Annotated in this window: 23 protein-coding genes and 1 pseudogene; 14 read left to right on the top strand and 10 right to left on the bottom strand. The window is 70.8% G+C overall.

Annotated features, from left to right (window positions below; genetic code table 11):
* Positions 1 to 53: 53 nt before the first annotated feature.
* Positions 54 to 653 carry a TetR/AcrR family transcriptional regulator gene (locus AC3EO4_RS41845; RefSeq protein WP_431901140.1) on the bottom strand — a complete coding sequence of 200 codons (600 nt, stop codon included), beginning with the start codon at positions 651 to 653 and terminating at the stop codon, positions 54 to 56.
* 120 nt (positions 654 to 773) lie between these two features.
* Here AC3EO4_RS41845 and AC3EO4_RS41840 point away from each other — a divergent pair, with 120 nt between their 5' ends.
* On the top strand, positions 774 to 1,625 hold the full coding sequence (locus AC3EO4_RS41840; RefSeq protein WP_431901139.1) for an SDR family oxidoreductase: 852 nt from the start codon (positions 774 to 776) through the stop codon (positions 1,623 to 1,625).
* A 4-nt stretch (positions 1,626 to 1,629) separates the two neighbouring features.
* On the opposite strand, the gene AC3EO4_RS41835 is transcribed toward AC3EO4_RS41840, so the two are convergent.
* The 3 genes from AC3EO4_RS41835 to AC3EO4_RS41825 form a co-directional block, all read right to left on the bottom strand.
* On the bottom strand, positions 1,630 to 2,574 hold the full coding sequence (locus tag AC3EO4_RS41835) for a DNA polymerase ligase N-terminal domain-containing protein (protein WP_379576219.1): 945 nt from the start codon (positions 2,572 to 2,574) through the stop codon (positions 1,630 to 1,632).
* 9 nt (positions 2,575 to 2,583) lie between these two features.
* Positions 2,584 to 3,024, bottom strand: a complete 441-nt coding sequence (locus tag AC3EO4_RS41830) for a GNAT family N-acetyltransferase (protein WP_379576218.1) — start codon at positions 3,022 to 3,024, stop codon at positions 2,584 to 2,586.
* 158 nt (positions 3,025 to 3,182) lie between these two features.
* Complete coding sequence (locus AC3EO4_RS41825) at positions 3,183 to 4,034, bottom strand: leishmanolysin-related zinc metalloendopeptidase (protein ID WP_431901136.1); 852 nt, start codon at positions 4,032 to 4,034, stop codon at positions 3,183 to 3,185.
* A 405-nt stretch (positions 4,035 to 4,439) separates the two neighbouring features.
* On the opposite strand from AC3EO4_RS41825, the pseudogene AC3EO4_RS41820 reads away from it, so the two are divergent.
* The 4 genes and pseudogenes from AC3EO4_RS41820 to AC3EO4_RS41805 form a co-directional block, all read left to right on the top strand.
* Positions 4,440 to 4,619, top strand: a pseudogene (locus AC3EO4_RS41820) (hypothetical protein); the annotation flags it as partial.
* An 80-nt stretch (positions 4,620 to 4,699) separates the two neighbouring features.
* Positions 4,700 to 4,909, top strand: coding sequence for a hypothetical protein (locus tag AC3EO4_RS41815; RefSeq protein WP_431901135.1), 210 nt, complete (start codon positions 4,700 to 4,702; stop codon positions 4,907 to 4,909).
* Positions 4,910 to 5,165: 256 nt separating this feature from the next.
* On the top strand, positions 5,166 to 5,624 hold the full coding sequence (locus AC3EO4_RS41810; RefSeq protein WP_431901133.1) for an SgcJ/EcaC family oxidoreductase: 459 nt from the start codon (positions 5,166 to 5,168) through the stop codon (positions 5,622 to 5,624).
* An 887-nt stretch (positions 5,625 to 6,511) separates the two neighbouring features.
* Positions 6,512 to 6,988 (top strand): GtrA family protein, encoded by a 477-nt coding sequence (locus AC3EO4_RS41805; RefSeq protein WP_379576214.1) that lies wholly within the window; start codon positions 6,512 to 6,514, stop codon positions 6,986 to 6,988.
* 69 nt (positions 6,989 to 7,057) lie between these two features.
* On the opposite strand, the gene AC3EO4_RS41800 is transcribed toward AC3EO4_RS41805, so the two are convergent.
* Positions 7,058 to 7,738 carry an alpha/beta fold hydrolase gene (locus tag AC3EO4_RS41800; RefSeq protein WP_379576213.1) on the bottom strand — a complete coding sequence of 227 codons (681 nt, stop codon included), beginning with the start codon at positions 7,736 to 7,738 and terminating at the stop codon, positions 7,058 to 7,060.
* A gap of 260 nt (positions 7,739 to 7,998) precedes the next feature.
* Between AC3EO4_RS41800 and AC3EO4_RS41795 the strand changes: the two genes are divergently transcribed.
* Positions 7,999 to 8,706, top strand: a complete 708-nt coding sequence (locus tag AC3EO4_RS41795; protein ID WP_431901130.1) for a hypothetical protein — start codon at positions 7,999 to 8,001, stop codon at positions 8,704 to 8,706.
* A 353-nt stretch (positions 8,707 to 9,059) separates the two neighbouring features.
* On the opposite strand, the gene AC3EO4_RS41790 is transcribed toward AC3EO4_RS41795, so the two are convergent.
* Genes AC3EO4_RS41790 through AC3EO4_RS41775 form a run of 4 tightly spaced genes read right to left on the bottom strand, consistent with a single transcriptional unit; the run spans position 9,060 to position 12,945 of the window.
* Complete coding sequence (locus AC3EO4_RS41790; RefSeq protein ID WP_431901128.1) at positions 9,060 to 9,731, bottom strand: FadR/GntR family transcriptional regulator; 672 nt, start codon at positions 9,729 to 9,731, stop codon at positions 9,060 to 9,062.
* A gap of 25 nt (positions 9,732 to 9,756) precedes the next feature.
* Entirely contained in the window at positions 9,757 to 10,773 is a 1,017-nt protein-coding gene (locus AC3EO4_RS41785) for an MBL fold metallo-hydrolase (RefSeq protein WP_431901125.1), read from the bottom strand.
* A 58-nt stretch (positions 10,774 to 10,831) separates the two neighbouring features.
* The gene (locus tag AC3EO4_RS41780; RefSeq protein ID WP_431901122.1) at positions 10,832 to 11,950 is read right to left on the bottom strand and encodes a steroid 3-ketoacyl-CoA thiolase; all 1,119 of its coding nucleotides are present in this window, start codon (positions 11,948 to 11,950) and stop codon (positions 10,832 to 10,834) included.
* A gap of 44 nt (positions 11,951 to 11,994) precedes the next feature.
* The gene (locus AC3EO4_RS41775) at positions 11,995 to 12,945 is read right to left on the bottom strand and encodes an NADP-dependent oxidoreductase (protein ID WP_379576208.1); all 951 of its coding nucleotides are present in this window, start codon (positions 12,943 to 12,945) and stop codon (positions 11,995 to 11,997) included.
* Positions 12,946 to 13,017: 72 nt separating this feature from the next.
* On the opposite strand from AC3EO4_RS41775, the gene AC3EO4_RS41770 reads away from it, so the two are divergent.
* Together AC3EO4_RS41770 and AC3EO4_RS41765 are read left to right on the top strand one after the other, a co-directional pair.
* Positions 13,018 to 13,980 (top strand): GlxA family transcriptional regulator, encoded by a 963-nt coding sequence (locus AC3EO4_RS41770; RefSeq protein ID WP_431901119.1) that lies wholly within the window; start codon positions 13,018 to 13,020, stop codon positions 13,978 to 13,980.
* Between the two features lie 45 nt (positions 13,981 to 14,025).
* Positions 14,026 to 14,652 (top strand): flavin reductase family protein, encoded by a 627-nt coding sequence (locus tag AC3EO4_RS41765; protein WP_379576206.1) that lies wholly within the window; start codon positions 14,026 to 14,028, stop codon positions 14,650 to 14,652.
* Between the two features lie 22 nt (positions 14,653 to 14,674).
* On the opposite strand, the gene AC3EO4_RS41760 is transcribed toward AC3EO4_RS41765, so the two are convergent.
* Positions 14,675 to 15,289, bottom strand: coding sequence for a TetR family transcriptional regulator (locus AC3EO4_RS41760; RefSeq protein ID WP_379576205.1), 615 nt, complete (start codon positions 15,287 to 15,289; stop codon positions 14,675 to 14,677).
* 178 nt (positions 15,290 to 15,467) lie between these two features.
* Here AC3EO4_RS41760 and AC3EO4_RS41755 point away from each other — a divergent pair, with 178 nt between their 5' ends.
* The 6 genes from AC3EO4_RS41755 to AC3EO4_RS41730 all read left to right on the top strand — a co-directional run.
* Positions 15,468 to 17,117, top strand: coding sequence for an AMP-binding protein (locus tag AC3EO4_RS41755; RefSeq protein WP_431901118.1), 1,650 nt, complete (start codon positions 15,468 to 15,470; stop codon positions 17,115 to 17,117).
* On the top strand, positions 17,118 to 17,966 hold the full coding sequence (locus AC3EO4_RS41750; RefSeq protein WP_379576203.1) for an acyl-CoA dehydrogenase family protein: 849 nt from the start codon (positions 17,118 to 17,120) through the stop codon (positions 17,964 to 17,966).
* A complete protein-coding gene (locus AC3EO4_RS41745; RefSeq protein ID WP_379576202.1) occupies positions 17,966 to 19,120 on the top strand; it encodes an acyl-CoA dehydrogenase family protein in 1,155 nt (384 codons plus the stop codon). Before AC3EO4_RS41750 ends, AC3EO4_RS41745 begins: the two co-directional genes overlap by 1 nt.
* Positions 19,117 to 20,001, top strand: a complete 885-nt coding sequence (locus AC3EO4_RS41740) for a bifunctional MaoC family dehydratase N-terminal/OB-fold nucleic acid binding domain-containing protein (RefSeq protein ID WP_431901115.1) — start codon at positions 19,117 to 19,119, stop codon at positions 19,999 to 20,001. The genes AC3EO4_RS41745 and AC3EO4_RS41740 overlap by 4 nt, the downstream gene beginning before the upstream one ends.
* Entirely contained in the window at positions 20,001 to 20,438 is a 438-nt protein-coding gene (locus AC3EO4_RS41735; protein WP_379576200.1) for a MaoC family dehydratase, read from the top strand. Before AC3EO4_RS41740 ends, AC3EO4_RS41735 begins: the two co-directional genes overlap by 1 nt.
* Positions 20,435 to 21,568 (top strand): lipid-transfer protein (locus tag AC3EO4_RS41730; protein WP_431901113.1); only part of this gene is annotated, 1,134 nt, incomplete at its 3' end. The genes AC3EO4_RS41735 and AC3EO4_RS41730, both read left to right, overlap by 4 nt.

Raw genomic sequence — 21,568 nt, 5'->3', positions numbered from 1 at the left:
GGACCCGGCCGCCGGGTGTTCCGCCACGGTGGATGAGGTGTCGCGCGCCCGGGTCAGCCGGGCGCGCCCTGGCGCATCCCGTTGAGCGCCGTGTCCACGAGGGCGTTGACGTACTCGTGGGTGAGCGGCCCTCCGCGCTGCATCCAGCGGTTGAGCAGCGGCCCCCACAGCAGGTCGATCGCCAGGTCCAGATCGAGGTCTACGGCGAGCTGTCCCGCCTCCTTGGCCGCCCGCAGCCGTTTCCTCTTGAGCTCCCGCATCGGCAGGTCGAGCCGCTCGGCGTAGGCGGCGGCCAGTTCGGCGTCATGGACGATCTCGGTGTTGAGCGCGCGCATCGGCTCGTCGAAGCGGGGATCGTTGAGCTCGTCCACCGTGGCGGACAGGACCGTCTTCAGGTCGGCGGCCAGGTCGCCGGTGTCGGGCAGGGCCGCGTCGTCGCCCGGCCCTCCGCCCATGAGCGCGAGGAAGGCGTCGAAGAGCACCGCGCCCTTGGACGGCCACCAGCGGTAGATCGTCTGCTTGCCGACGCCCGCGCGCGCGGCGATGCCCTCGATGCTGAGCTTGGCGTAGCCGACCTCGCCCACGAGGTCGAAGGCGGCGGTGAGGATGGCCTGCCGAGAGGTCTCGCTCCGCCGGGCCGGGTTCGCTGTCACGGGACACACCCTACATTAGACGAGACGGACCGTCTTGACATCGCGATGGCAAGGGGTCATAGTTGCCTTCACGAAGCGAGACGAACCGTCTCGACTCACATAGCGATCGGAGCCGTACCCATGCGTACCCCGCGAACCGTCAGGACCTGGTTCATCACCGGCGCCAGCCGCGGTCTTGGCCGCGCGTTCGCCGAGGCCGCGCTGGAGCGTGGCGACCAGGTGGTCGCCGTGGCCAGGAACGTCGAGCCGTTGCGCGAGCTCACCGCCGCCTATGAGGACACCCTGCTCGTGATGCCACTCGACGTCACCGACCGCGCCGCGGTGCTCGCCACGGTGTCCGCCGCCCGCGACCACTTCGGCAGGCTCGACATCGTCGTCAACAACGCGGGCACCATGTCCTCCGGCATGATCGAGGAGTTCACCGAAGAGGAGGCCCGCGCCCAGCTGGAGGTCAACTTCTTCGGCGCCCTCTGGGTCAGCCAGGCCGCCATGCCGTACCTGCGCGAGCAGGGCGCGGGGCACATCGTGCAGATCTCCAGCATCGCCGGGCTCGGCGGGTTCCCCACGACCGGACTGTACAGCGCGAGCAAGTTCGCGCTGGAAGGCATGAGCGAGGCGCTGGCCATGGAGGCCGCGAACTTCGGCGTCAAGCTCACGATCGTGCAGCCAGGCGGCTACTGGACCGACCTCTACACCAGCATGACCGCGACCACGCCGCTGCCGCCCTACGCGCCCCTGCGGGCGGAGCTGGAGAAGCAGTGGGCGGAGGGCTCGATCGACAGCGAGCCTCGCCTGGCCGCCGAGGCGGTGCTGAAGCTCGTCGACAGCGAAGAGCCGCCGCTGCGGCTCCTGCTCGGCAGCATGGTGTACGACCTAGCCTTCGGCATCTCCCAGCAGCGGATGGCCACCTGGGGCGCGTGGGAGCAGGTCAGCCGCGCGGCCGAGCACGCCGTCCAGGCCCCGGGCACGTGAGCGGTCACGCGCCGGTCGGCACGAAGATCCACGCCTTCGACTCGCCGTGCTCGTAGGGCGAGTCGAGGCGCTTGGCCACCACGCCGGGCAGGCCCTGCTCGCGAGCGGCCCTCCCGACCGCCTCGGGCGCGCCGGGCCACGCCGGCGCGGTCTGCCATCTGGCCCCCGCGATCTCCAGTGCCTCCAGCGCCACCCTCCGCTTCCTGTACGGCTCGGCGACCAGCGAGCGGCCGTCGTCGTAGAGCAGGTCGTAGGCGATGTACACCTCCTCCTCGCCCGCCAGAGTGACGATCTCGCCGTCGAGCACCGCCGTACGGCTGCCGAACCGCCCGGCCAGCGGTCTGAGCAGCGGCACGCTCGTGCGCCCTCCCTCGATCAGCGCCGGCGTCCTCCGCCCGCCCCACGCGAACTCGAACGCGTACTCCCCGGCGTTCCTCGGCGGCTTGGCGCGTCGCACCGGGAGCATCGGGACGAGCTCGGGCAGCGGATCCCTCAACGGCGGATCCATGCGATGGATCATCCAGTTCTTCCCGCGCGTCTGGAACAGCACGTACCTGCCCTGCGCCCGCTCGCCGCGCAGCACCACCTTGACCTCGCGGTCCGACCACTTCTCCGTCTCGTAGGCGCCCCGGTCCCAGACCGTCATCGTGCCGCCGCCGTACTCGCCGCGCGGGATCTCACCCTCGAACGTCAGGTACTCCATCGGATGGTCCTCGGTGCGGACCGCCAGATGGTTGGTCGCCGGATCCTCCGGCAGGCCCTTCGGTATCGCCCACGAGGCGAGCACTCCGTCGCGCTCCAGCCGCAGGTCCCAGTGCAGCGACCGGGCATGATGCTCCTGGATGACGAACGTGTCGTCGCCCCCCGGCTCGGGCGCCTCGCCGGGCACCGGCTCAGGCGTCTTCGACGGGTCTCTCTTGCCGCGATACTGCTCCAGCTTGTCGGCCACGAGGTGGTACTACCCGTTACGTTCGTACCTGGTGATCCACAGGCCGGGAATCACCTCGACATCCTCGACCCGGGTGAAGCCGAGCCGCTCGTACAGGGTCCGCGCGGGCACGTTGTCGCGGCCGGTGGACACGACGGTCGTCCTCCCACCGGCTCTGCCGAGCAGCTCGCCGACCAGCGCCCGCCCGATGCCCCGCCGATGCGCGCGAGGGTCGACGACGAGGCGGTCGATGTCGACCAGGTCCTCGGTCTCCGTCCACGCCACCGCGCCGACCAGCGTGCCGTCGTCGTCGAACGCGCCCCGCCACGCGAGAGGGGCGGCGAGGAGTTCGTCGAGCGACTCGCGCAGGGGTGGGATGCGGTCGTCGCCGATGAGGGCCGCTTCCACGGCGTAGGCGGCGTGCTGCAGGTCCAGGAGGGTCTTGTCGGGCTTGAGATCATCCATGCGCATCCGCTGAGTATCCCAGCCCGCGCCCTGCTCGGCCGGGTCCGCCCGCGCAGCCCTCGAGGCCCTCCGACCCGAGGGCCGGTCGCGTTCGCGCGGTCGTCCAGGGCGGTCCTCGAAGCCCCTCCGCTCCGAGGACCGCCACGCGTGACCTGCTGTCCGGTTCAGATGGACGCGATCGGCTCCGGGGGCCTGACCGTGCACGTGGGGGCGTCTTCCGCCCGCATCGCCCTGACCTCGGCCATGAACAGCTGGGTCGGCAGCACGTACGGCTCCGCCGCCGCCATGTCCACCTGGTAGCCCATGTCCTGCAGGGCCGCCACCGAGGTCCTGCTGATCGGGTTGCCCAGGTGCGACACCCTGCTGGTCATCAGCTCGACCCCGAACACCGACTCGCGCCAGTGCCCGCCGACGCTGCCGGGACCGCCGACGTTCTCCACCGGCACGGGATGCGCCTCCGCCGCCCCCAGCAGCACGCCGAACTCCCTGCCCGCCGCGGGCCCCACGAAGATCGGGTCGGTTCCGCCGAGCCCCGTCACCAGCCCGAGAGACTCCCAGATCGTGCCGAAGCCCAGCGCGTGGCCCATCTCGTGCACGATCACGTCGTGCAGCAGCCCCGTCTGCTCCATCCGGTCCAGGTCGAAGGTGTCGAACCGCATCACGCCGACCGCGGGGAGCGAGCTGCCGTTCCTGATCAGCAGCGGCCCCGCCTGCCCCAGAACGTTGCCCTGCTCGTTCCCAGGACCGTCGATCTTCGCTCCCTCCGCGAGGATCACGAGGTCGTCGATCCGCTCGCCCGCCACGATGCCCTCCGGCAGGCCCTCCAGGTCCGGGATCCGTACGTCGGGGAGGTCGCCCACGATGACCCGCGCCCAGCGATCGGCCGCGGCGGCGAACGCCGCCTTCTGCGTCTCGCTCAGCCCGCCGAGGAAGCGGACCTCGATCGTGTACGGCGACTCGGTGTTCGCCAGCGCCTTTGCTCGCCGCGCGTCGGCACGCGCCAGATGGATGTCCATCTCCCACCATCTCCTCGAGATGTCGTCTGATGGGAGTTTCCGTGACGACATGGGGATCGCGCCTGAGTACGCCCCTACTCATCCCCGCGTGCACGGGACTCGCACCAGAAGGAAAGGCAGGCCCGTCACCAGCGCACGTGACCTTCGTCCGTGCCGCCGCCCTGCAGGCCGTCCTCCCGTCCTCGCGCGGCACGTCGGTCACCTCGACGTGGCCAGACTCCCCCTTCGCCACCGCGAGCGCCCTCGTCCTCACCGGGCTGCCGAGCTTGCTCCAGTTCGTCCTGCCTGACCTGGAACCCAGCCTCATGCGCGATACTGCCGCCATCGCCGACGGCCAGTGGTGGCGGATGGTGACAGCCCTGGTGGTGCAGGACGGCGGCCTTCTCGGAACGTGTCAACCTCGCCACGCTGGCCGTGGTCGGCTATGTCGCCGAGCGCGCGCTCGGACCGGCCCGATGGGTCGTTCTGTACGCGGCGGGCGCGGCGGCCGGGGAGGTGAGCGGCTACCTGCTCAACGATCCGGGCGCGGGAAGCTCCATCGCCGTCTGCGGCCTGGCGGGCGGGGTCGCGCTGGCGTCGTCCGCGCTCGAACGCTCGGTGGGCGCCCGTTACGCGGTCATGGTCGGCTTCTCGGCCTTCGCGGCTCCACCCTGGGCGCCATCGTCATGGTCGCCGGCTGCGCGGCCGCCGTCCTACTCGTCGTCCACCGTGACCGCGTCCCCGCCTCGGCCCTCGCCGCCGCCCCTCTGGTCGTCGGGCTCGCGCTGGCGGCCGTGCCCGACCTTCACGGACCCGCCCTGCTGGGCGGCCTGATCGCCGGATGGGTCACGAACGGGAAGTTCCCTTCGACACCCAGGAGCGCGCCGCTCGCGTGACGAGCGATCCCATCGCGGATCCCTCGTCAGACGAGCGGCGGGGGCCGTTTCGAGCGTCACGCCTCCACGCCTCCACGCCTCCACGCCTCCACGCCTCCACGCCTCCACGCCTTGCGTCGCCACCAGGCCAGGGCTCACCTTCGCCTGCCAGGCGGGCTTGACATCATGCTGCCCTGCGGTAATCTCTTCCCTAGAGAAGATAAATATCCAAAGCAGATTCTTCTTCAAAGAAGCTAATTGCCGGAAGGGTAGTGACATGAACCACAGCAGCACCATCGAGGCCGACACCGCCGCCGTTCGCGCCCTGCTGGAGCGGACCTGTGAAGCCTGGGGACGCGGCGACGGCGCGGCCTACGGCGAGTCGTTCACCGCCGACGCCACCGACGTGACCTTCGTCGGCACCGTCTACCACGGCGGAGAGGAGATCGGCCGAGCCCACCAGGTCCTGTTCGACAGCTTCCTCAAGGGCACCCGTCTGGCCATGAAGATCGTCGACATCCGCTTCTACGGCCCCGACACCGCCGTCGTCGTCAGCCACGGCGACGTCTACAAGACCAAGCCCAAGAAGCTCGGCAAGGTGCAGACCTACACCGTGGTCCGCGAGCAGGACGGCCAGTGGCGCATCGCCGCCATCCAGAAGACCAAGCGGCAGAACCTCATGGAGGCCATCTCCTTCAGGTTCCAGCCCGCCAGCAGGCCCCGTACCTCCCGCTGAGTCGCACCAGCCGGCACCGAGGAGGACACCTCCATGGCCTCCATCGCCGTCGCGCACCCACCGGCAGGACGACCCCCGCACCTCCCGAAGGTCCTGGCGACTCCCATCCTCAGTACCTCCTGCGAAGGTTCTGGCTGCCTCCATCCTCGGTACCTCCTGCGAAGGTTCTGGCTGCCTCCATCCTCGGTACCTCCTGCGAGGTCCTGGCTGCTTCCAACCTCAGCACCTCCCGCGAGGTCCTGGCGGCTTCCAACCTCGGTACCTTCCGCGAGGACCTGGCAGCCTCCATCCTCAGCACTTCCTGCGAGGTCCTGGCCGCCCCCGCTCCTCGACGACCTCGCCAGCTACCGCCCAGCGGTGGCCGCCCCTCCCTTGCCCGCCCACGTCTCCTACCGGGCCGCCCACCGTCTCTTCCCGTCCGCCGACGGTCGACCAGCCGTGCGCTTCCCCGCCCCGCCCCGATACCTCTGGCGGCGACGGTCTGGCCCGCCGCCTCGGCTGGATACCTCTGGCGGCGACGGTCTGGCCCGCCCTCCCGCGGCACCGGCCGGCTCGCGGTGGCGGCGCGCCGACCCGGTCATGACGACGGTGCGCTGGTCGCGGTCATGACGACGGTGCGCTGGTCGCGGTCATGACGACGGTGCGCTGACTTCGTCATGACGACGATGTGCTGACTCCGTCACAACGACGATGTGTGGACCGGTCGTGGTGGCGCGCCGACCGGGTGGGGGCGGGCCGTCGTGCCAACCCGGTAGCGTCAACACGGTCGCGATCGGCGAAACCGGCTCGGGCACCATCGCGTGGGTGGTGTGATGGGTGATGCTCCGGGCAGCCGTTCGAGGGCGTGCCCGATGTGAGCCATTGCCGAAAGGAACTGAGGGCGAGACGTGACGTTCGTGAAACGCCTCTACCGGTGGTTCGCCACCATGATCCATGAGCTGACAAAGTTCGGCATCGTCGGCGCTCTCGCCTTCGTGCTGGACACGGGCATGTTCAACCTGCTCAACCTGGTCCTCGGCATGGGCCCGCTGACGTCCAAGGTGCTGACGGCGGCGGTCTCGATCTCCTTCGCCTACGCCGGCAACCGCTTCTGGACCTTCCGCCACCGCGAGCAGAGCGGGCTCGGCCGGGAGTACTTCCTGTTCTTCCTGCTCAACGGCGTCGCCCTGCTGTTCGGCCTCCTGGTGATCGGCTTCACCACGTACACGCTCAAGCTGACCGACCCGCTCAGCGTGAACATCGCCAACATCGTCGGCGTCGGTCTCGGCACGCTGTTCCGGTTCTGGTCCTACAAGCGCTGGGTCTTCCTGGAGGCCACCGAGCCCATCCCCGTCGAGCTGCCCGAGGCCAAGCAGCGCCGGTAGGCCGTGCACGCTCCTTGACCGCGCCACGACCCCCAGCGGCGGGCGGACGCGCGAAGGAGCGACCGCGCCCTAGCCGGTCGTGTAACTCACCAGGAGGTCCGCCACCTGTTTCGGGCGGCTGAGCGCGACACAGTGGCTGCCCGGGATCTCGTCAGGGGTGATGCCGAGGCGTTCGGGGACGATCCTGCGGAAGAGGTCGGCGGGGAAGAAACGGTCGTCCCTGCACAGCACGAACCTCGTCGGCACATCGGGCCACTTGTCGAGCGGCCACGGCGAACCCATCGGCGTCGCCGACTGGTCGCGCCCCCTGCGCAGCGCCTCCTCGGCCAGCGGCCGGGGGACATCATGGAGAAAGCTGACGAACGGGTCGTCGCTGCCGGTCTTGCCGCCGTCTCGTGCCGCCTGTTCCCGTACGGCGTCGGCGTAGCCGGTGTTGTCCCACCAGTCTCCCGGTGCCTCCCCGGGGGAGGGGACCATCCCGGCCAGCAGTACCAGCACCTCGGTGGGAAGCCGAGCCGCGACGAGCGGCGCGGTGAAACCGCCGAACGACTGGCCCACCACGACCAGGCCCTCCCGGTCGCCGACGGCCTCGACCACGGTGTCCGCGTATTCGGTCAGCCCGGCGGAGTCGTCGTCGCACGGCAGGTCGGGAGCGACCACGTCGTGTCCGCGCGCACGCAGCTCGGCCTCCACCAGGTGCCAGTACCAGCCGACGTCCGCCGCGCCGTGGATCAAAACAAAGGTGGCCATGGCCGCAAGCCCCCGTTCTTGAGGTGACCAGCGTGACGCTACCTCCGGCCACTGACAGTTCCGGGGGTCCCGAGACGCGCGTGAGCCCTTTCCGCCGACGGACGCGACGCCAGGGGCCTCGTGCTCGCGATCGGCCGGAAGACCTGGTTCGCGCACACCCCGGCGTCGCGAACCCCCGGCGTCGTGGACAGGCTGGTGTCGCGGGGCGCCGGGAGGAAGGGGCCGCTCCGTCCAAGCGGTACCGCCCCGATAATGGGTCGATGTCCGGATGGGAAGCGGCTGTGCGGCGGATGTACGACGTCTTCGGGCACGTCACCAGACCCGAACGCATGGACGGCTGCCTCCACTGTGTCGAGCCGGGCCAGGAGCGGCCCCTCCTGGCAGGACCGGTCGGATCGATCGAGGCCGCCGTACTGGCTCGCTACGCCGCCAGAGCCCTCAACACCTGGGGTGGTGTCGCCGAGTTCCGCTACTTTCTGCCGCGCCTGCTCGAGTGCGCGGCCGCGGATGCCTTCGTCTACCCCGATCCCGAGATCGTCTTCGGCAAGCTCGCCTCCGCTGAATGGCGGACCTGGCCGGACGAGGAGCGCGACGCCGTCACGGGATTCCTGAGCGAGTGGTGGCACGAGACGCTGCGCCGTCATCCTGTCCACCCCTCGATGGACACGGTGGTGTGCGCCCTGGCAGCCACCGGCATGGACCTCGCGCCCTGTCTGCAGGCCTGGAGCAGGCTCGACACCGACGCCGCCATCAACCATCTGTACGACTTCGTCCAGACCGGCCTGTCGGGTCAACGCCTGACCAACGCCTTCTGGGACCGCCGCAGCGCCGCCTACCGGCAGCTCCTGACCTGGCTCACCGGCGGGCCTGCCGCCGCCGCCGTCGAGGCCGCCTTCGCCGCGGAGACGCGCGAGCCCGTGCTCGAACGGCTCGCCGCCATCCACCCGGCCCTGCTCCCATCCCCATGAGGCCTGGACGAGCAGGTCAGGCGACATCGCCCCTGTGCCGAGGATGAGGCCGACGGGGCGGTGCCCACAGGCGATCAACGGCCGCCGGCGGGTCGGCCTGTCACGCGGCCGCGAGACACGTACGCTGACGGGTCGGCCTGTCACGCGGCCGCGAGACACGGACACCGGCAACCCCGTGCCGAACCAGACCGAGAGGCACGACGAAGACGAGAGCGTCAGGGCTCAATCTTTGGAAGTCCTCCCCGGAGAAGGCAGGCGTTGTCCGGAGGCGCGCCCCGGCTGGGGGTTCAGGGGGCTCGACCCGCAGGAAGATCTGCCCGAGCCGCGCCCGCCCAAGGGGAAGGTCGATGCCGTCAGAGGGCCTTCTTGAGCCAGGATTCCACCCCGGCCACGTGCACGATCGCCCACGAGCGTGCCACCTCGGCCTGCCGTGAGGCGATCGCCTCGTAGATCGCGATGTGCTGTTCCTGCGTCTTCTCCAGCGCCCCCTCCTGTGTCAGTCCGCGCCAGATGCGGGCCCTCGTCGTCGGCCCCGAGAGGCTCTCGATGAACGAGCACAGGACCGCGTTGCCCGACCCCTGGGCGATCCGCTGGTGGAAGGTGAGGTCGTTGGCTACCAGCTCCTCGATCGTCGGCTCGGCGGGCAGCGAGTCGAGGACCGCCTTCAGTTCGGCGATGTCGTCGTCGGTCATCGTGACCGCGGCCATCGCGGTGGCGGCGGGTTCGAGGATGCGGCGTACCTCGAAGAACTGGATCACGGTGTCGTCACGGTGCAGGTCGAGGACGAACGACATCGTGTCGAGCAGGAGCCGTGGTTCGAGGCTGGTGACGTAGGTGCCGTCGCCCTGCCGTACGTCGAGGACGTTGATGAGCGCCAGGGCCCGTACGGCTTCGCGCAGCGAGTTGCGGGACAGGCCGAGGCGTTCGGCCAGGTCGGCCTCCTTGGGCAGCCTGTCGCCCGGGGAGAGCTCGCCCGAGAGGATCATGTGCTTGATCTTGTCGATCGCCGCGTCGGTGACCGCCACGTGTTTCCCCCTAGACATCGGATGTCTAGGAGTGTAAGGCCACGAAGCGGACAGGATCGACCTCTGGGAGCCGCCGGATCAGGCCGCGGGCCTCCAGGGCGCGGAGGTGGGCGGCCGCTTCGCCCGCCGCCATGCCGCGGAGTATGGGGGAGAGGTCCGCCCACGGGCGGTTCCACGTCATGCGGGCGGCGATCTCCCAGATGGTGAGAGGCTCGGTGACCAGGGCGGCCAGCCGTTCGAGCTTGTCCTCGTGGTGGGCGCGGATCTCGGCGGCGCGCGCGGCGGCGTCGGGGAGGGTCCACTCGTGGGCGGGGAGCGCCTCGGTGAGGCCCAGCGCGGCGACCCGGTCCAGCGAGGCTAGAAAGTCCGCCAATGGATCAACATCGTCCCGATCGTAGGGATAAATGCCGATATGGGGGGTGATGTCGGGCAGGATGTGGTCGCCGGTGAACAGCCGGGCGGCGTCCTCCAGATGAAGGCACAGGTGGCCTGGCGTGTGGCCGGGGGTGTGGACGGCGCGCAGGACCCGGCCCGGCACGTCGATCAGGTCGCCGTCGCGCAGCTCCCTGTCGGGTTGGGCGGGCGGGTCCGGCCGTGCGTCCGCGATGGAGGGCAGCTCGTGCGCTCCCGCGCCCGCCCGCCGCAGCATCTCTGACTGGAAGTCGTGGTGCTCGCCCTCGCCGAGGCCGCGCATGAGCTTGACCAGCTGTGCGTCCGCCTCGTGCATCGCGATCCACGCGCCCGACTCCTCGCGCACCCGTCCGGCGAGCCCCGCGTGGTCGGGGTGGAAGTGGGTGACGACCACGCCGCGCACGTCGCGCACGTCGACGCCCACGGCCGCCAGCCCCGTGCGCAGCGCCTGCCACGCGTCGTGGTGGTTCCAGCCCGCGTCCACCAGCACGGGGCCGGCGGGGGAGTCGATCGCGTAGACCAGCGTGTAGCCGAGTGGATTGCCGGGGATGGGGACGGGCACGCTGCTCACCCCGCCGCCGAGATCGCGGGGTCGCTGGTCGGCGTACGGCCTGCGGCGCGTTCTGGTCATGCGGCTGGCCCCGTTTCGCTCGGCGTCCCCCGTGCCACCGTACGCGCCAGGGCCGGCGTCACGCGACGCGTTCCAGGATGGTGGCCGTGGAGAGCGCGCCGCCCGCGCACATGGTCACCAGCGCCGTCGACAGGTCCGCGCGCTCCAGCTCGTGCAGGGCCGAGGTCACCAGCCTGGCGCCGGTCGCGCCGACAGGGTGCCCGAGCGCGATCGCGCCGCCGTTGACGTTCACCCGGTCCATGTCGGGCTCGTGCACCGAGGCCCATGACAGCACGACCGACGCGAAGGCCTCGTTCACCTCGAACCTGTCGATGTCGCCGATCGTCATGCCCGTCCTGTCCAGCACCGCCGCGGTCGCGTCGACGGGACCGTCCAGGTGGTAGTACGGCTCGGCGCCCACCAGGGTCTGCGCGAGGATGCGGGCTCGGGGCCTCATCCCGTGCCGCCTGGCCGCCGACTCGCTCATGAGCAGCACCGCCGCCGCCCCGTCGGAGATCTGCGAGGAGGTGCCCGCGGTGTGGAACCCGTTCTCGCCGAGCACCGGCTTCAGCGCCGCGAGACTCTCCGCGGTGGTCTCCCTGAGCCCCTGGTCCCTGGAGACCTCGCCCACGGGCGTGATCTCCCTCGCGAACCTTCCGTCCGCCCACGCCTTGGCCGCCAGTTGCTGCGACCTGGCGCCGAACCAGTCGAGCCGCTCCCTGGTCAGCCCTCTCCTGCGCGCGATCCGTTCCGCCGCCGTGAACTGGTCGGGCAGGTCGATCGCCCAGTCGTCGGGCCTGGGTCTGGCGGGCGCCACGTTGCTGCCGAGCGGGGCCCTGCTCATCACCTCGACCCCGCAGGCCACGCCGACCTCGATCACCCCCGCCTGGATCAGCGCGGCCACCAGGTGCACGGCCTGCTGCGACGACCCGCACTGCGCGTCGACGGTGGTGACCCCCGTCTGGTACGGCAGGCCCGCGTACAGCCAGGAGTACCGCCCGACGTGGCCGCCCTGCTCGCCCGCCTGCGTGACGCACCCGGCGAACACCTGCTCGACCAGGCGCGCGTCGAGTCCCGCCCGGTCGAGGAGCCCGTTGAACGCGGTCGCGAGCACCTGCTGGGGTTTGAGCTCCGACAGCCATCCGTTCCGTTTGCCGATCGGCGTCCTGACGGCCTCGACGATCACCGGTGCGCTCACAGCTGCCTCCAGAATGATGCTCTAGAGGCAGACTGTAACGCGTTCTACTTTTTCGCGGAAGGCCCGATTTCCAGGACGATCTTCCCGGTGGTCCTGCCGGTCTCACCGAGTCTGTGGGCCTCGGCCGCCTCCTCCATGGGCAGCACGGCCGCGATCTCCGCGCGCAGCTTCCCTGCCTCGACCAGCGCCGCGATGGCCTTCATCGCGGCGTGATCGGGCTCGACGAGCACGTTCACCGCCCGCACACCCAGCTCGTCGGCTCGCGCGGCGAGCTGCTCGTCCAGGCGCGACAGCACGATCGAGACGAGTGTGCCGCCCGGCCTGAGCGTCTCCAGCGAGCGCTGCCCGTAGTCGCCGCCGATCGTGTCGAGGACGATGTCGACGTCCTTCACCGCGGTGGCGAAGTCCACGGTGCGGTAGTCGATCAGCTCGTCGGCGCCCAGCGAGCGGAGGAGGTCGTGCTTGGGCTCGCTGGCCGTACCGATGACATGGGCGCCGCGCGCCTTGGCGATCTGGACGGCCAGGTGACCGACGCCGCCGGCGGCGGCGTGCACGAGCACCCGGTGGCCGGACCGCAGGCCCGCGGCGTCGACCAGCGCCTGCCAGGCCGTCAGCGCGGCCAGCGGCAGCGCGCCCGCCTGGACGTGGTCGACGTTGGCGGGCTTCCGGGCGAAGGTCCTCGAGGGCGCGGTGACGTACTCGGCGAACGCGCCGTGCGCGAACGGGTAGCGCAGCATGCCGAAGACCTCGTCGCCCGGCTGGTAGAGGGAGGCGCCGATGCCGACCGCCTCGACCACGCCGGAGACGTCCCAGCCGAGCACGAACGGCGGCCGCCCGAGCATGCCGCCCCCCGCCCTGTGCTTCCAGTCGGTCGGGTTGAGCCCCGCCGCGTGCACCCTGACCAGCACCTCGGTCGGCCCCGGCGTCGGCACGGGGACCTCGATCTCCTTGAGGACCTCCGGCCCGCCCAGAACGTCCTGACTGATTGCTCTCATGGGCTCCAGCCTGTCGCTCCCCCGAACAGGGGGCCAAGTGGCCCGATGGCCAAGATATGTAAGGATCGGGCCATGCATCGTGTGGTTGTCCTGGCGCTGGACGGCGTCATCCCCTTCGAGCTCAGCCTCGCCGCGCGGATCTTCGGCGCGGCGGGCGACCGCTACGAGGTCATCACCTGCACGCTGGACGGCGCCCCCGTGCGGACGCACGCCGACTACTCCATCGCGGTCGAGCACGGCGCCGGCGTGCTCGCCACCGCCGACACGGTCGTCATCCCCGCCGCCGAATGGTTCGGCGACGTCAGGCAGCCGGCCGACCTGCCTGCCGCGCTGGTCGAGGCCCTGTCCACGGTACGGCCCGGCACCCGCGTCGTCTCGATCTGCCTGGCCGCGTCCGTCCTGGCCGCCCTCGGCCTCCTGGACGGCCGGCCCGCCACCACGCACTGGGCCCACGCCGAGGACTTCAGACGGCGCTTCCCCGCGGTGGCGGTCGCGCCGGAGGTGCTGTTCGTGGACGACGGCGACGTGCTCACCTCGGCCGGCGCGGCGGCCGGGATCGACCTGATCCTCCACCTCATCAGACGCGACCACGGCAGCGAGGTGGCCAACCAGGTGGCGCGGCGCTGCGTGGTGCCGCCGTGGCGCGACGGCGGCCAGGCGCAGTACATCGAGCGTCCCGTCCCCGCGCCGTCGTCCTCGGGCACGGCCGAGGCCAGGCAGTGGGCGCTGGCCCGGCTGCACGAGCCGCTGCAGCTCGACGACCTGGCCGCGCAGGCGCAGATGAGCAGGCGCACCTTCACCAGGCGGTTCAGGGAGGAGGTCGGCATGAGCCCTGGCCAGTGGCTGATCGCGCAGCGGGTGGAGCTGGCGAGGCACCTGCTGGAGTCCAGCGACCTGCCGGTCGACAGGGTGGCCGAGCGTGCGGGCTTCGGCACCGCCGCCTCCCTGCGCCAGCACCTGCACGCGGTGTGCGGCGTCTCGCCGCACACCTACCGCAGGACCTTCTCGGGAGCGGTGGGCGCGGGACGCCCGTGATCGCTTCGGCCGCCGCCGAAGTGACCTGCTCCTACGGTCGACATCATGCACACCACGGACATCGCCGCCGGACATGTGACGATCACGCCGAGCATCCTGTACTTCGGGACGCCAGTCGTGCTGCTGTCGACCGAGAACGAGGACGGCTCGGCCAACCTGGCCCCGATCTCCTCCGCCTGGGCGCTCGGCCAGGTGGTCGTCATGGGCCTCGGGGCCGAGGGCCACACGGGCGGCAACCTGGCGGCCAGGCCCGACCTCGTGATCAACCTGCCGGAGCCGCGACAGTGGGCCGCGGTGGAGCGGCTCGCGCCGCTGACCGGGAGCGACCCCGTGCCCCCGGACAAGCGGGGCGCCTTCCGCCACGAGCCCGACAAGTTCGCGGCCGCGGGACTGCGGCCCGAGCCGTCCGAGCTGGTCCGCCCGCCCAGGGTCGCCGGATGCCCGATCCAGTTGGAGGCCAGGGCCGCGCGGGTCAGGCTCGACGTGTCGGACGACTTCCTCATCGTGGAGGCCCGCGTGCTCAGGGTCCATGCCGATCCGCGCATCGTCGTGCCCGGCACGCAGTACGTCGACCCCGCCCTGTGGAGCCCGCTGATCTACAACTTCCGCCACTACTTCGGGCTCGGCGACGAGCTCGGCCACAGCTTCCGCTCCGAGACCCCGCGCGGCTGAGCGTCCGCCCGGCCCGCGGCGTTCAGAAGTCGGACAGCAGGCGGGTGGCGGCGATCTCGATGCGGCGCTGGATCTGCTCGTGCGTGCGCCGTCCGCGCAGCATCTCCAGCAGCTCCTGCACCCACACGCTGGACAGCAGCCCGGTCAGGACCAGGTCGTCCTCGGAGGTGTGCTCGCCGCCGGCCACCCGCAGCAGCAGCCCCGCCATCCTGTCGCCGAACGGCGTCTCGACCTCGGCCATGATCAGCGACCGGATGAGCGCGTCGGCGAGCTCGGGCTCGCGCATCAGCCCGCGCGTCGCCCTCATGAGCACGTCGACCGCCCGCCCCGGGGCCGTGGTCGCGCTCGGCGGGCGCCGCTCGATGCTGTTCTCCAGCAGGTCGATCTCCTCGCCGACCACCGCGACGACCAGGTCCATCTTGGAGGGGAAGTAGCGGTAGAGGGTGCCGAGGGCGACCCCCGCGCGCTCGGCCACCGTGCGCATCTGCATGGCCTCGACGCCGCCGCGCGAGGCGAGGGCGGCCGCGGCCTGGACGATGCGCTTGCGGCGCTGGTGCTGGCTCCTGGTGCGGACGCCGGTGGTGGGCTGGTCCTCCTTGCCGGGAGGTGTGGGGAGAGTCACATGCGGAGGGCGCATGAGAACACGTTATCCGATGTCCATCGCGCCCCGCTTGTTACTCGCGGGTCACAAGGAAGCGCATGTCTCCAGCATCGCGCGAAGATTCCGTCGTTCGCCCCGCGAGCGGGCACTGGACAGGTACTAGAATCTGTTCTAGTTTGCGGAACGGCTGACCGAGCGCTTGCTGGGAGGCGCGATGACCGCGGACACGCTCGCCTGCTTACTCGAACGCAGGGCCGCCGACGACCGTCCCGGCCTGCTGTTCGAGGACGCCACGTGGACGTGGCGCGAGGTCGTCGCGGCCTGTCGCGAGCGGGCGGCGGCGCTGGCGGGGGTCGGGCACGTGGGCGTCCTGTGCGACAACGTCCCCGAGCTGGTCTTCCTCATCGGCGCCGCGGCGCTGGGCGGGCCCGTGGTCGTCGCGCTCAACACCACGAGGTCGAGGGAGGAACTGGCCAGAGACGCCCGCGCCACCGACGTCGACCTCCTCCTCTGGGACCCTCCGTACGGCCCGGCCGCCGCGTCCGTCGGCTTGCCCACCCTGCCGCTCGCCACTCTGCCGCTCGCCACGCCGACGCTCGCCACTCTGCCGAGCGCCGGCCTGCCGCATGCCACGCCGCCGGAGAGCCGCGACGAGCGAGGGCGTGCGAGCGGCGACCGCGCACCCGGCGAGCTGGTGATGCTGATCTTCACCTCGGGCACCTCGGGCACGCCCAGAGCCGTGCGGATCACGCAGCGGAAGATCGCGATCCCCGGTCTCAGTCTCGGCGCGATGCTCACCCCCGATGACGTCGTCTACTGCTCGATGCCGCTCTTCCACTCCGGCGCGCTCATGGCCGCCCTGGCCCCCGCGGTGGCCTCGGGGGCGGCGCTGGCCGTACGCCGACGGTTCTCCGCCTCGAACCTGCTGCCCGACATCCGCCGCCACGGCTGCACCTACCTGCACTACGTCGGCAAGGCGCTCTCCTACGTCCTCGCCACGCCGCCACGACAGGACGACGCCGACAACCCGCTCCGGATCGCCTTCGGCAACGAGGGCAGCGCGAGCGCCACCCGGCGCTTCGGCGAGCGGTTCGGCTGCCACGTGATCGACGCGTTCGGCTCCACGGAGAGCGCCGTGTCGATCACTCCCGACCCCTCGGGACCGGCCGGCGCGCTCGGCAGGCTCCCCGACGGCATCGAGATCAGGAACCCCGCCACCGGCGAGCGCTGTGTCCCCGCGGTCATGGCGGACGGCAGGCTCGCCAACCCCGACGAGGCGATCGGCGAACTGGTCAACGTGGCGGGCCTCGGCCTGTTCGACGGCTACTACAACGACGAGGCCGCCGACGCCGAGCGGATCAGGCAGGGCGCCTACTGGTCGGGCGACCTGGCCTACGCCGACGCCGCGGGGTACGTGTACTTCGCCGGCAGGGGAACCGACCGGCTGCGCGTGGACGGCGAGAACCTGGCCGTCGCCCCGATCGAGGCGGCCCTGCGCGAGTTCGGCGGCGTGGTGGAGGCCGCGGTGTACCCGGTGCCCGACCCGGCGGCCGGCGACCAGGTGATGGCCGCGCTCGTACTCGACGGGCCGTTCGACCCCGCCGCCTTCGCGGCGTTCACCGCGCGCCTCGGCGCCAAGGCCGTGCCCCGCTACGTCCGCCTCTGCGAGGAACTGCCGCAGACGCCGTCCCACAAGGTCGTCAAGCGGGTCCTGGTGAAGGAGGCCTGGCGCACCGCCGACCCCGTGTGGTGGCGTCCTCCCACGCGGGACGCGACGGGTTTCAGGATCTTGACCGAGGAGGACATCAGCGTGATCGAGGACGAGTTCGCCCGGCACGGCCGCACGCACCCACTGGAGAGCTGAGTGGATTTCACCCTGGACGAGACCCAACAGGACCTGCGCACCCTCACCGCCGACCTCCTGGCCAAGGATCCCACCTGGCCCGCCATGGAGCAGGCGGGCCTGGCCGCCATCTGCACCCCCGAAGAGGGGCTGGGCGCGGTGGAGATGGCCGTCGTCCTGCGCGAGGTGGGCATGGCGGCGGCCGACGTGCCCGCGCTGCCCGTTCTCGCCGCCACCCTCGCCTTGGCCGCGTACGGCAGGCAGGTCGACGGCCTGCCCACCGTCGCCGTCAAGGGCATGAGCGCTCCCTACGCCCAGCAGGCCACGCACGTCCTCTACACCACCGACGAGGGCCTGTTCCTCACCGACGACTTCACGCTCACCCCGGAGTTCACCGCCACGGGGGAGCCCTCGGGCACGATCACACCCGGCCGCAGCGAGAAGCTCGCCGACCCCGGCCACGGCCTGCGGAAGATCGTCACCGTCGCGGTGGCCGCCCAGGCCGGCGGCGTGCTCGCCGGAGCGCTGAAGCTCACCACCGACTACATCAAGACCCGCAGGCAGTTCGGCCGCCCGCTGGCCGAGTTCCAGGCCGTCACCATGCAGATCGCCGACGTGTACATCGCCTCCCGCGCGCTCGACGTCGCGATGTGGTCGGCCGCGTGGGGCATGGACGGCGACGACGCGGCCATCGCGGGCTTCCACGTCTCCGAGGCGTTCAAGGCGCTGTTCACCTGCCAGCACCTGCACGGCGGCCTCGGCCTCGACGTCACCTACCCCCTGCACCGCTACTTCGGGCACGCCAAGCACCTCTCCCACCTGCTCGGCGGCGCCGACGCCCAGCTCGACCTGATCGGAGCGCACCTCTGATGCTGATCGACCTGACCCCTGAGCAGCGCAGGCTCCGCGACGAGCTGCGCGAGTACTTCCACGCCTGCCTCAGCGCCGAGGACCGCAAGAAGATCGCGGAGGATCCCTTCGGCCACGCGTACATGGACCACTGCCGCAGGCTCGGTAGGGACGGCAAGCTGGGGCTCGGCTGGCCCAAGGAGTACGGCGGAGCCGGATACGGTCCTCTGGAGCAGCAGATCTTCGCCAACGAGATCGCCAGGGCGGGCGTGCCGTACCCGATCATCACGCTGCAGACCGTCGGCCCGACCCTCATGCAGTACGGCACGCCCAAGCAGAAGGACTTCTTCCTCCCGCGCATCCTGGCGGGCGAGTGCCACTTCGCCATCGGCTACAGCGAGCCCGAGGCGGGCACCGACCTGGCCTCGCTGCGCACGACCGCGGTGAAGGACGGCGACCACTACGTCGTCAACGGCCAGAAGGTCTTCACCAGCGGCGCGCACTACGCCCAGTACATCTGGATGGCCGCGCGCACCAACCCCGACGCCAAGAAGCACAAGGGCATCACGATGATGATCGTGGACTGCGCCGACCCCGGCTTCTCCTGGACGCCGATCGTCACCATGGACGGCCGCCACCACACCAACGCCACCTACTACCAGGACGTGAAGGTCTCCGAGGACATGGTCGTCGGCGAGGTGGACAAGGGCTGGGACCTGATCGTCAACCAGCTCAACCACGAGCGCGTCACGCTCGGGCCCGCCGGCAACCTGGCGCAGACCTACGACCGCTTCGTGGCCTGGGCCCGTGCCAACGACCTGCTCGGCGTCCAGGACGTGCGGCGCGCGGTCGCCAGGATCTACGCCTACTACCGCACGAACGAGCTGCTCAACTGGCAGGTCGCGGCCAACATGGACCTCGGCTGGCTGGGCGCGCCCGACGCCTCCGCCACCAAGATCTACGGCTCGGAGCGGATGCAGGAGATCGGCAGGATCGTCTGCGACGTCCTGGCCAGGTACGGCGACCCCGCCGACCCCGAGACCGCGCAGCTCATGGAGCGCGTGGACCACGGCGTGAAGGGCGCGGTCGTGCTCACCTTCGGCGGCGGCGTCAACGAGGTGCAGCGCGAGCTGATCGCCATGCTGGGCCTGTCGCTGCCGAGGCCGCCGCGATGAGCGCGCACGAGGAGCTCATGGAACTCGCGGGCAAGCAGATCGCGCTCGGCGAGGTGGACGGCGCGCCGGCGCCCGACCCGGTCAACGAGCCGATGATCAGGCACTGGCTGGACGCCATGGGCGACGCCAACCCCGTCTACCTGGCCGACGGGGTGGCGCCGCCCGCGATGGCGCAGGTGTGGACGATGCAGGGGCTCGGCCCCCGGCAGCCGAGCCCGGTCGACGAGATCATGGTGGCGCTCAACGACGCCGGGTACACCGGTGTCGTCGCCACCAACTGCGAGCACACCTACCACCGCTACCTACGCGTGGGCGAGCGCGTCACGGCCACGACCCGCTTCGCCGAGCTGAAGGGCCCCAAGACCACGGCGCTCGGTGAGGGCTACTTCGCGACGTGGAACGTCACCTGGTACTCGGGTGACGAGGCGGTCGCCGAGATGCTCTTCAGGGTCCTGAAATTCCGCCCCAAGCCCAAGAAGAAGCCCTATCCGCTGAAACCGGCCATCAACCAGGACACCGCCTTCTTCTGGGAGGGCGTGAAGCAGGGCGAGCTGCGCATCCAGCGTTGCGGCGACTGCGGCGAGCTCAGGCACCCGCCGGGGCCGCTGTGCCCGTCGTGCCGGTCTGCCAACCGCGACCACGTGGTGGTGAGCGGAGAGGGCACCGTCTACAGCTTCGTCGTCCACCACCACCCTCCCGTCCCGGGAAGGGAGACGCCCTTTGTGGTTGCTGTGGTGGAGCTGCAGGAAGGGGTGAGGATTGTGGGCAACATCGTGGACTGTCCGGTTGAAGACGTGGGTATCGGTATGGAGTTGCGTGTGACCTACGTCTCTATAGACGATGAACTGACCCTTCCTCTGTGGGCACCGCGGGAGCCGTGATGCGTACGCTGACCGAAGGACAGGCCGAGCTCGGTGCGGTCCTCCCCGAGCTGTCGATCGACCTCACTCCCACGATGATCGTCTCCACGGCGCTGGCGACGATGGACTTCACCCCCGTCCACCACGACGTCGAGGGGGCCCGCGCGCAGGGCTCCAAGGACATCTTCCTCAACATCCTCACCACGATGGGGCTGGTCGAGCGGTACGTCACCGACTGGATCGGGCCCGAAGCCGTGATCAAGCGCATCAACGTCAAGCTCGGCGTTCCCGCCTACGCGGGCGACAGGCTGTCGTTCACCGGCACGGTCGTCGACGTCGAGGACGGCGAGTACACGGTCGAGGTGCGCGGCAAGGTGAGCCTCGGCGACCACGCCACCGCCACCGTCGCCTTCCGGCTGCCCGACTCGGGTACGGCGCGGCCGCGGGAGGGCGTGTGAGGTCCCACGCGGCGATCGCGGGCATCGGTGCCACGGAGTTCAGCAAGGAGTCGGGACGTTCGGAGTTACGGCTGGCGGCCGAGGCGGTGCTCGCCGCGCTCGACGACGCCGGGCTGACACCGTCCGACGTCGACGGCATGGTCACCTACACCCAGGACACCAACCAGGAGATCGCCGTCGCCCGCGAGGTCGGCGTCGGAGATCTCACCTATTTCTCCCGCGTCCACTACGGCGGCGGAGCCGCGTGCGGCACCGTCATGCACGCGGCGATGGCGGTCGCGACGGGCGCGGCGCGGACCGTGGTCTGCTACCGCGCCTTCAACGAGCGCTCCGGGCGCAGGTTCGGCCAGCCCGACGCCCGGGTGGGCGGGGAGCCGTCCTCCCAGGGGCTCGAGATGAGCTGGCACGTGCCGTACGGGCTGATGACGCCCGCGGCGTGGGTCGCGATGTTCGCGCGCAGGTACATGCACGTCTCCGGGGCCACCTCCGAGGACTTCGGCAGGGTGGCGGTGGCGATGCGCAGGCACGCGGCCACCAATCCCGCGGCGTGGTTCCACGGCAGGCCGATCACGCTGGAGGAGCACCAGGCGTCGCGGTGGATCGTGGAGCCGCTGCACCTGCTCGACTGCTGCCAGGAGAGCGACGGCGCGGTGGCGATCGTCGTCACCTCGGCCGAGCGGGCGCGTGACCTGCGGCGCTCGCCTGCCGTGATCGCCGCGGCGGCGCAGGGCTCCGGAGCGGGCCAGATGATGATGACCAGCTACTACCGCGACGACATGACCGGGCTTCCCGAGATGTCAGTCGTCGGCACGAAATTGTGGGATATGTCGGGCCTAACGCCCGCCGATATCCAGACCGCGATCCTCTACGACCACTTCACGCCCTTCGTCCTCAACCAGCTGGAGGAGCTCGGCTTCTGCGGCAGGGGAGAGGCCAAGGAGTACGTCAAGGACGGCGGCATCGAGATCGACGGGCGCCTGCCGGTCAACCCGCACGGCGGTCAGCTCGGCGAGGCCTACATCCACGGGATGAACGGCATCGCCGAGGCCGTCCGCCAGATCAGAGGCACCTCCGTGAACCAGGTGCCGGGCGCGACGAACGTGCTGGTGACCGCGGGCACGGGCGTGCCG

Source organism: Nonomuraea sp. bgisy101, from assembly GCF_057708945.1.
The sequence above is the reverse complement of the archived record's forward strand: the minus strand, read 5'-3'. Positions and strand labels throughout refer to the sequence as shown.

Bases quoted from the DNA above. Each gene is read 5' to 3' on its own strand.
- AC3EO4_RS41840 (WP_431901139.1), top strand. From the start codon at position 774: ATGCGTACCCCGCGAACCGTCAGGACCTGGTTCATCACCGGCGCCAGC.
- AC3EO4_RS41830 (WP_379576218.1), bottom strand. From the start codon at position 3,024: ATGCGCATGGATGATCTCAAGCCCGACAAGACCCTCCTGGACCTGCAG.
- AC3EO4_RS41745 (WP_379576202.1), top strand. From the start codon at position 17,966: ATGCTGATCGACCTGACCCCTGAGCAGCGCAGGCTCCGCGACGAGCTG.
- AC3EO4_RS41800 (WP_379576213.1), bottom strand. From the start codon at position 7,738: ATGGCCACCTTTGTTTTGATCCACGGCGCGGCGGACGTCGGCTGGTAC.
- AC3EO4_RS41770 (WP_431901119.1), top strand. From the start codon at position 13,018: ATGCATCGTGTGGTTGTCCTGGCGCTGGACGGCGTCATCCCCTTCGAG.
- AC3EO4_RS41815 (WP_431901135.1), top strand. From the start codon at position 4,700: ATGGTCGCCGGCTGCGCGGCCGCCGTCCTACTCGTCGTCCACCGTGAC.
- AC3EO4_RS41775 (WP_379576208.1), bottom strand. From the start codon at position 12,945: ATGAGAGCAATCAGTCAGGACGTTCTGGGCGGGCCGGAGGTCCTCAAG.
- AC3EO4_RS41740 (WP_431901115.1), top strand. From the start codon at position 19,117: ATGAGCGCGCACGAGGAGCTCATGGAACTCGCGGGCAAGCAGATCGCG.
- AC3EO4_RS41810 (WP_431901133.1), top strand. From the start codon at position 5,166: ATGAACCACAGCAGCACCATCGAGGCCGACACCGCCGCCGTTCGCGCC.
- AC3EO4_RS41755 (WP_431901118.1), top strand. From the start codon at position 15,468: ATGACCGCGGACACGCTCGCCTGCTTACTCGAACGCAGGGCCGCCGAC.
- AC3EO4_RS41765 (WP_379576206.1), top strand. From the start codon at position 14,026: ATGCACACCACGGACATCGCCGCCGGACATGTGACGATCACGCCGAGC.
- AC3EO4_RS41735 (WP_379576200.1), top strand. From the start codon at position 20,001: ATGCGTACGCTGACCGAAGGACAGGCCGAGCTCGGTGCGGTCCTCCCC.
- AC3EO4_RS41785 (WP_431901125.1), bottom strand. From the start codon at position 10,773: ATGACCAGAACGCGCCGCAGGCCGTACGCCGACCAGCGACCCCGCGAT.
- AC3EO4_RS41825 (WP_431901136.1), bottom strand. From the start codon at position 4,034: ATGGACATCCATCTGGCGCGTGCCGACGCGCGGCGAGCAAAGGCGCTG.
- AC3EO4_RS41795 (WP_431901130.1), top strand. From the start codon at position 7,999: ATGTCCGGATGGGAAGCGGCTGTGCGGCGGATGTACGACGTCTTCGGG.
- AC3EO4_RS41760 (WP_379576205.1), bottom strand. From the start codon at position 15,289: ATGCGCCCTCCGCATGTGACTCTCCCCACACCTCCCGGCAAGGAGGAC.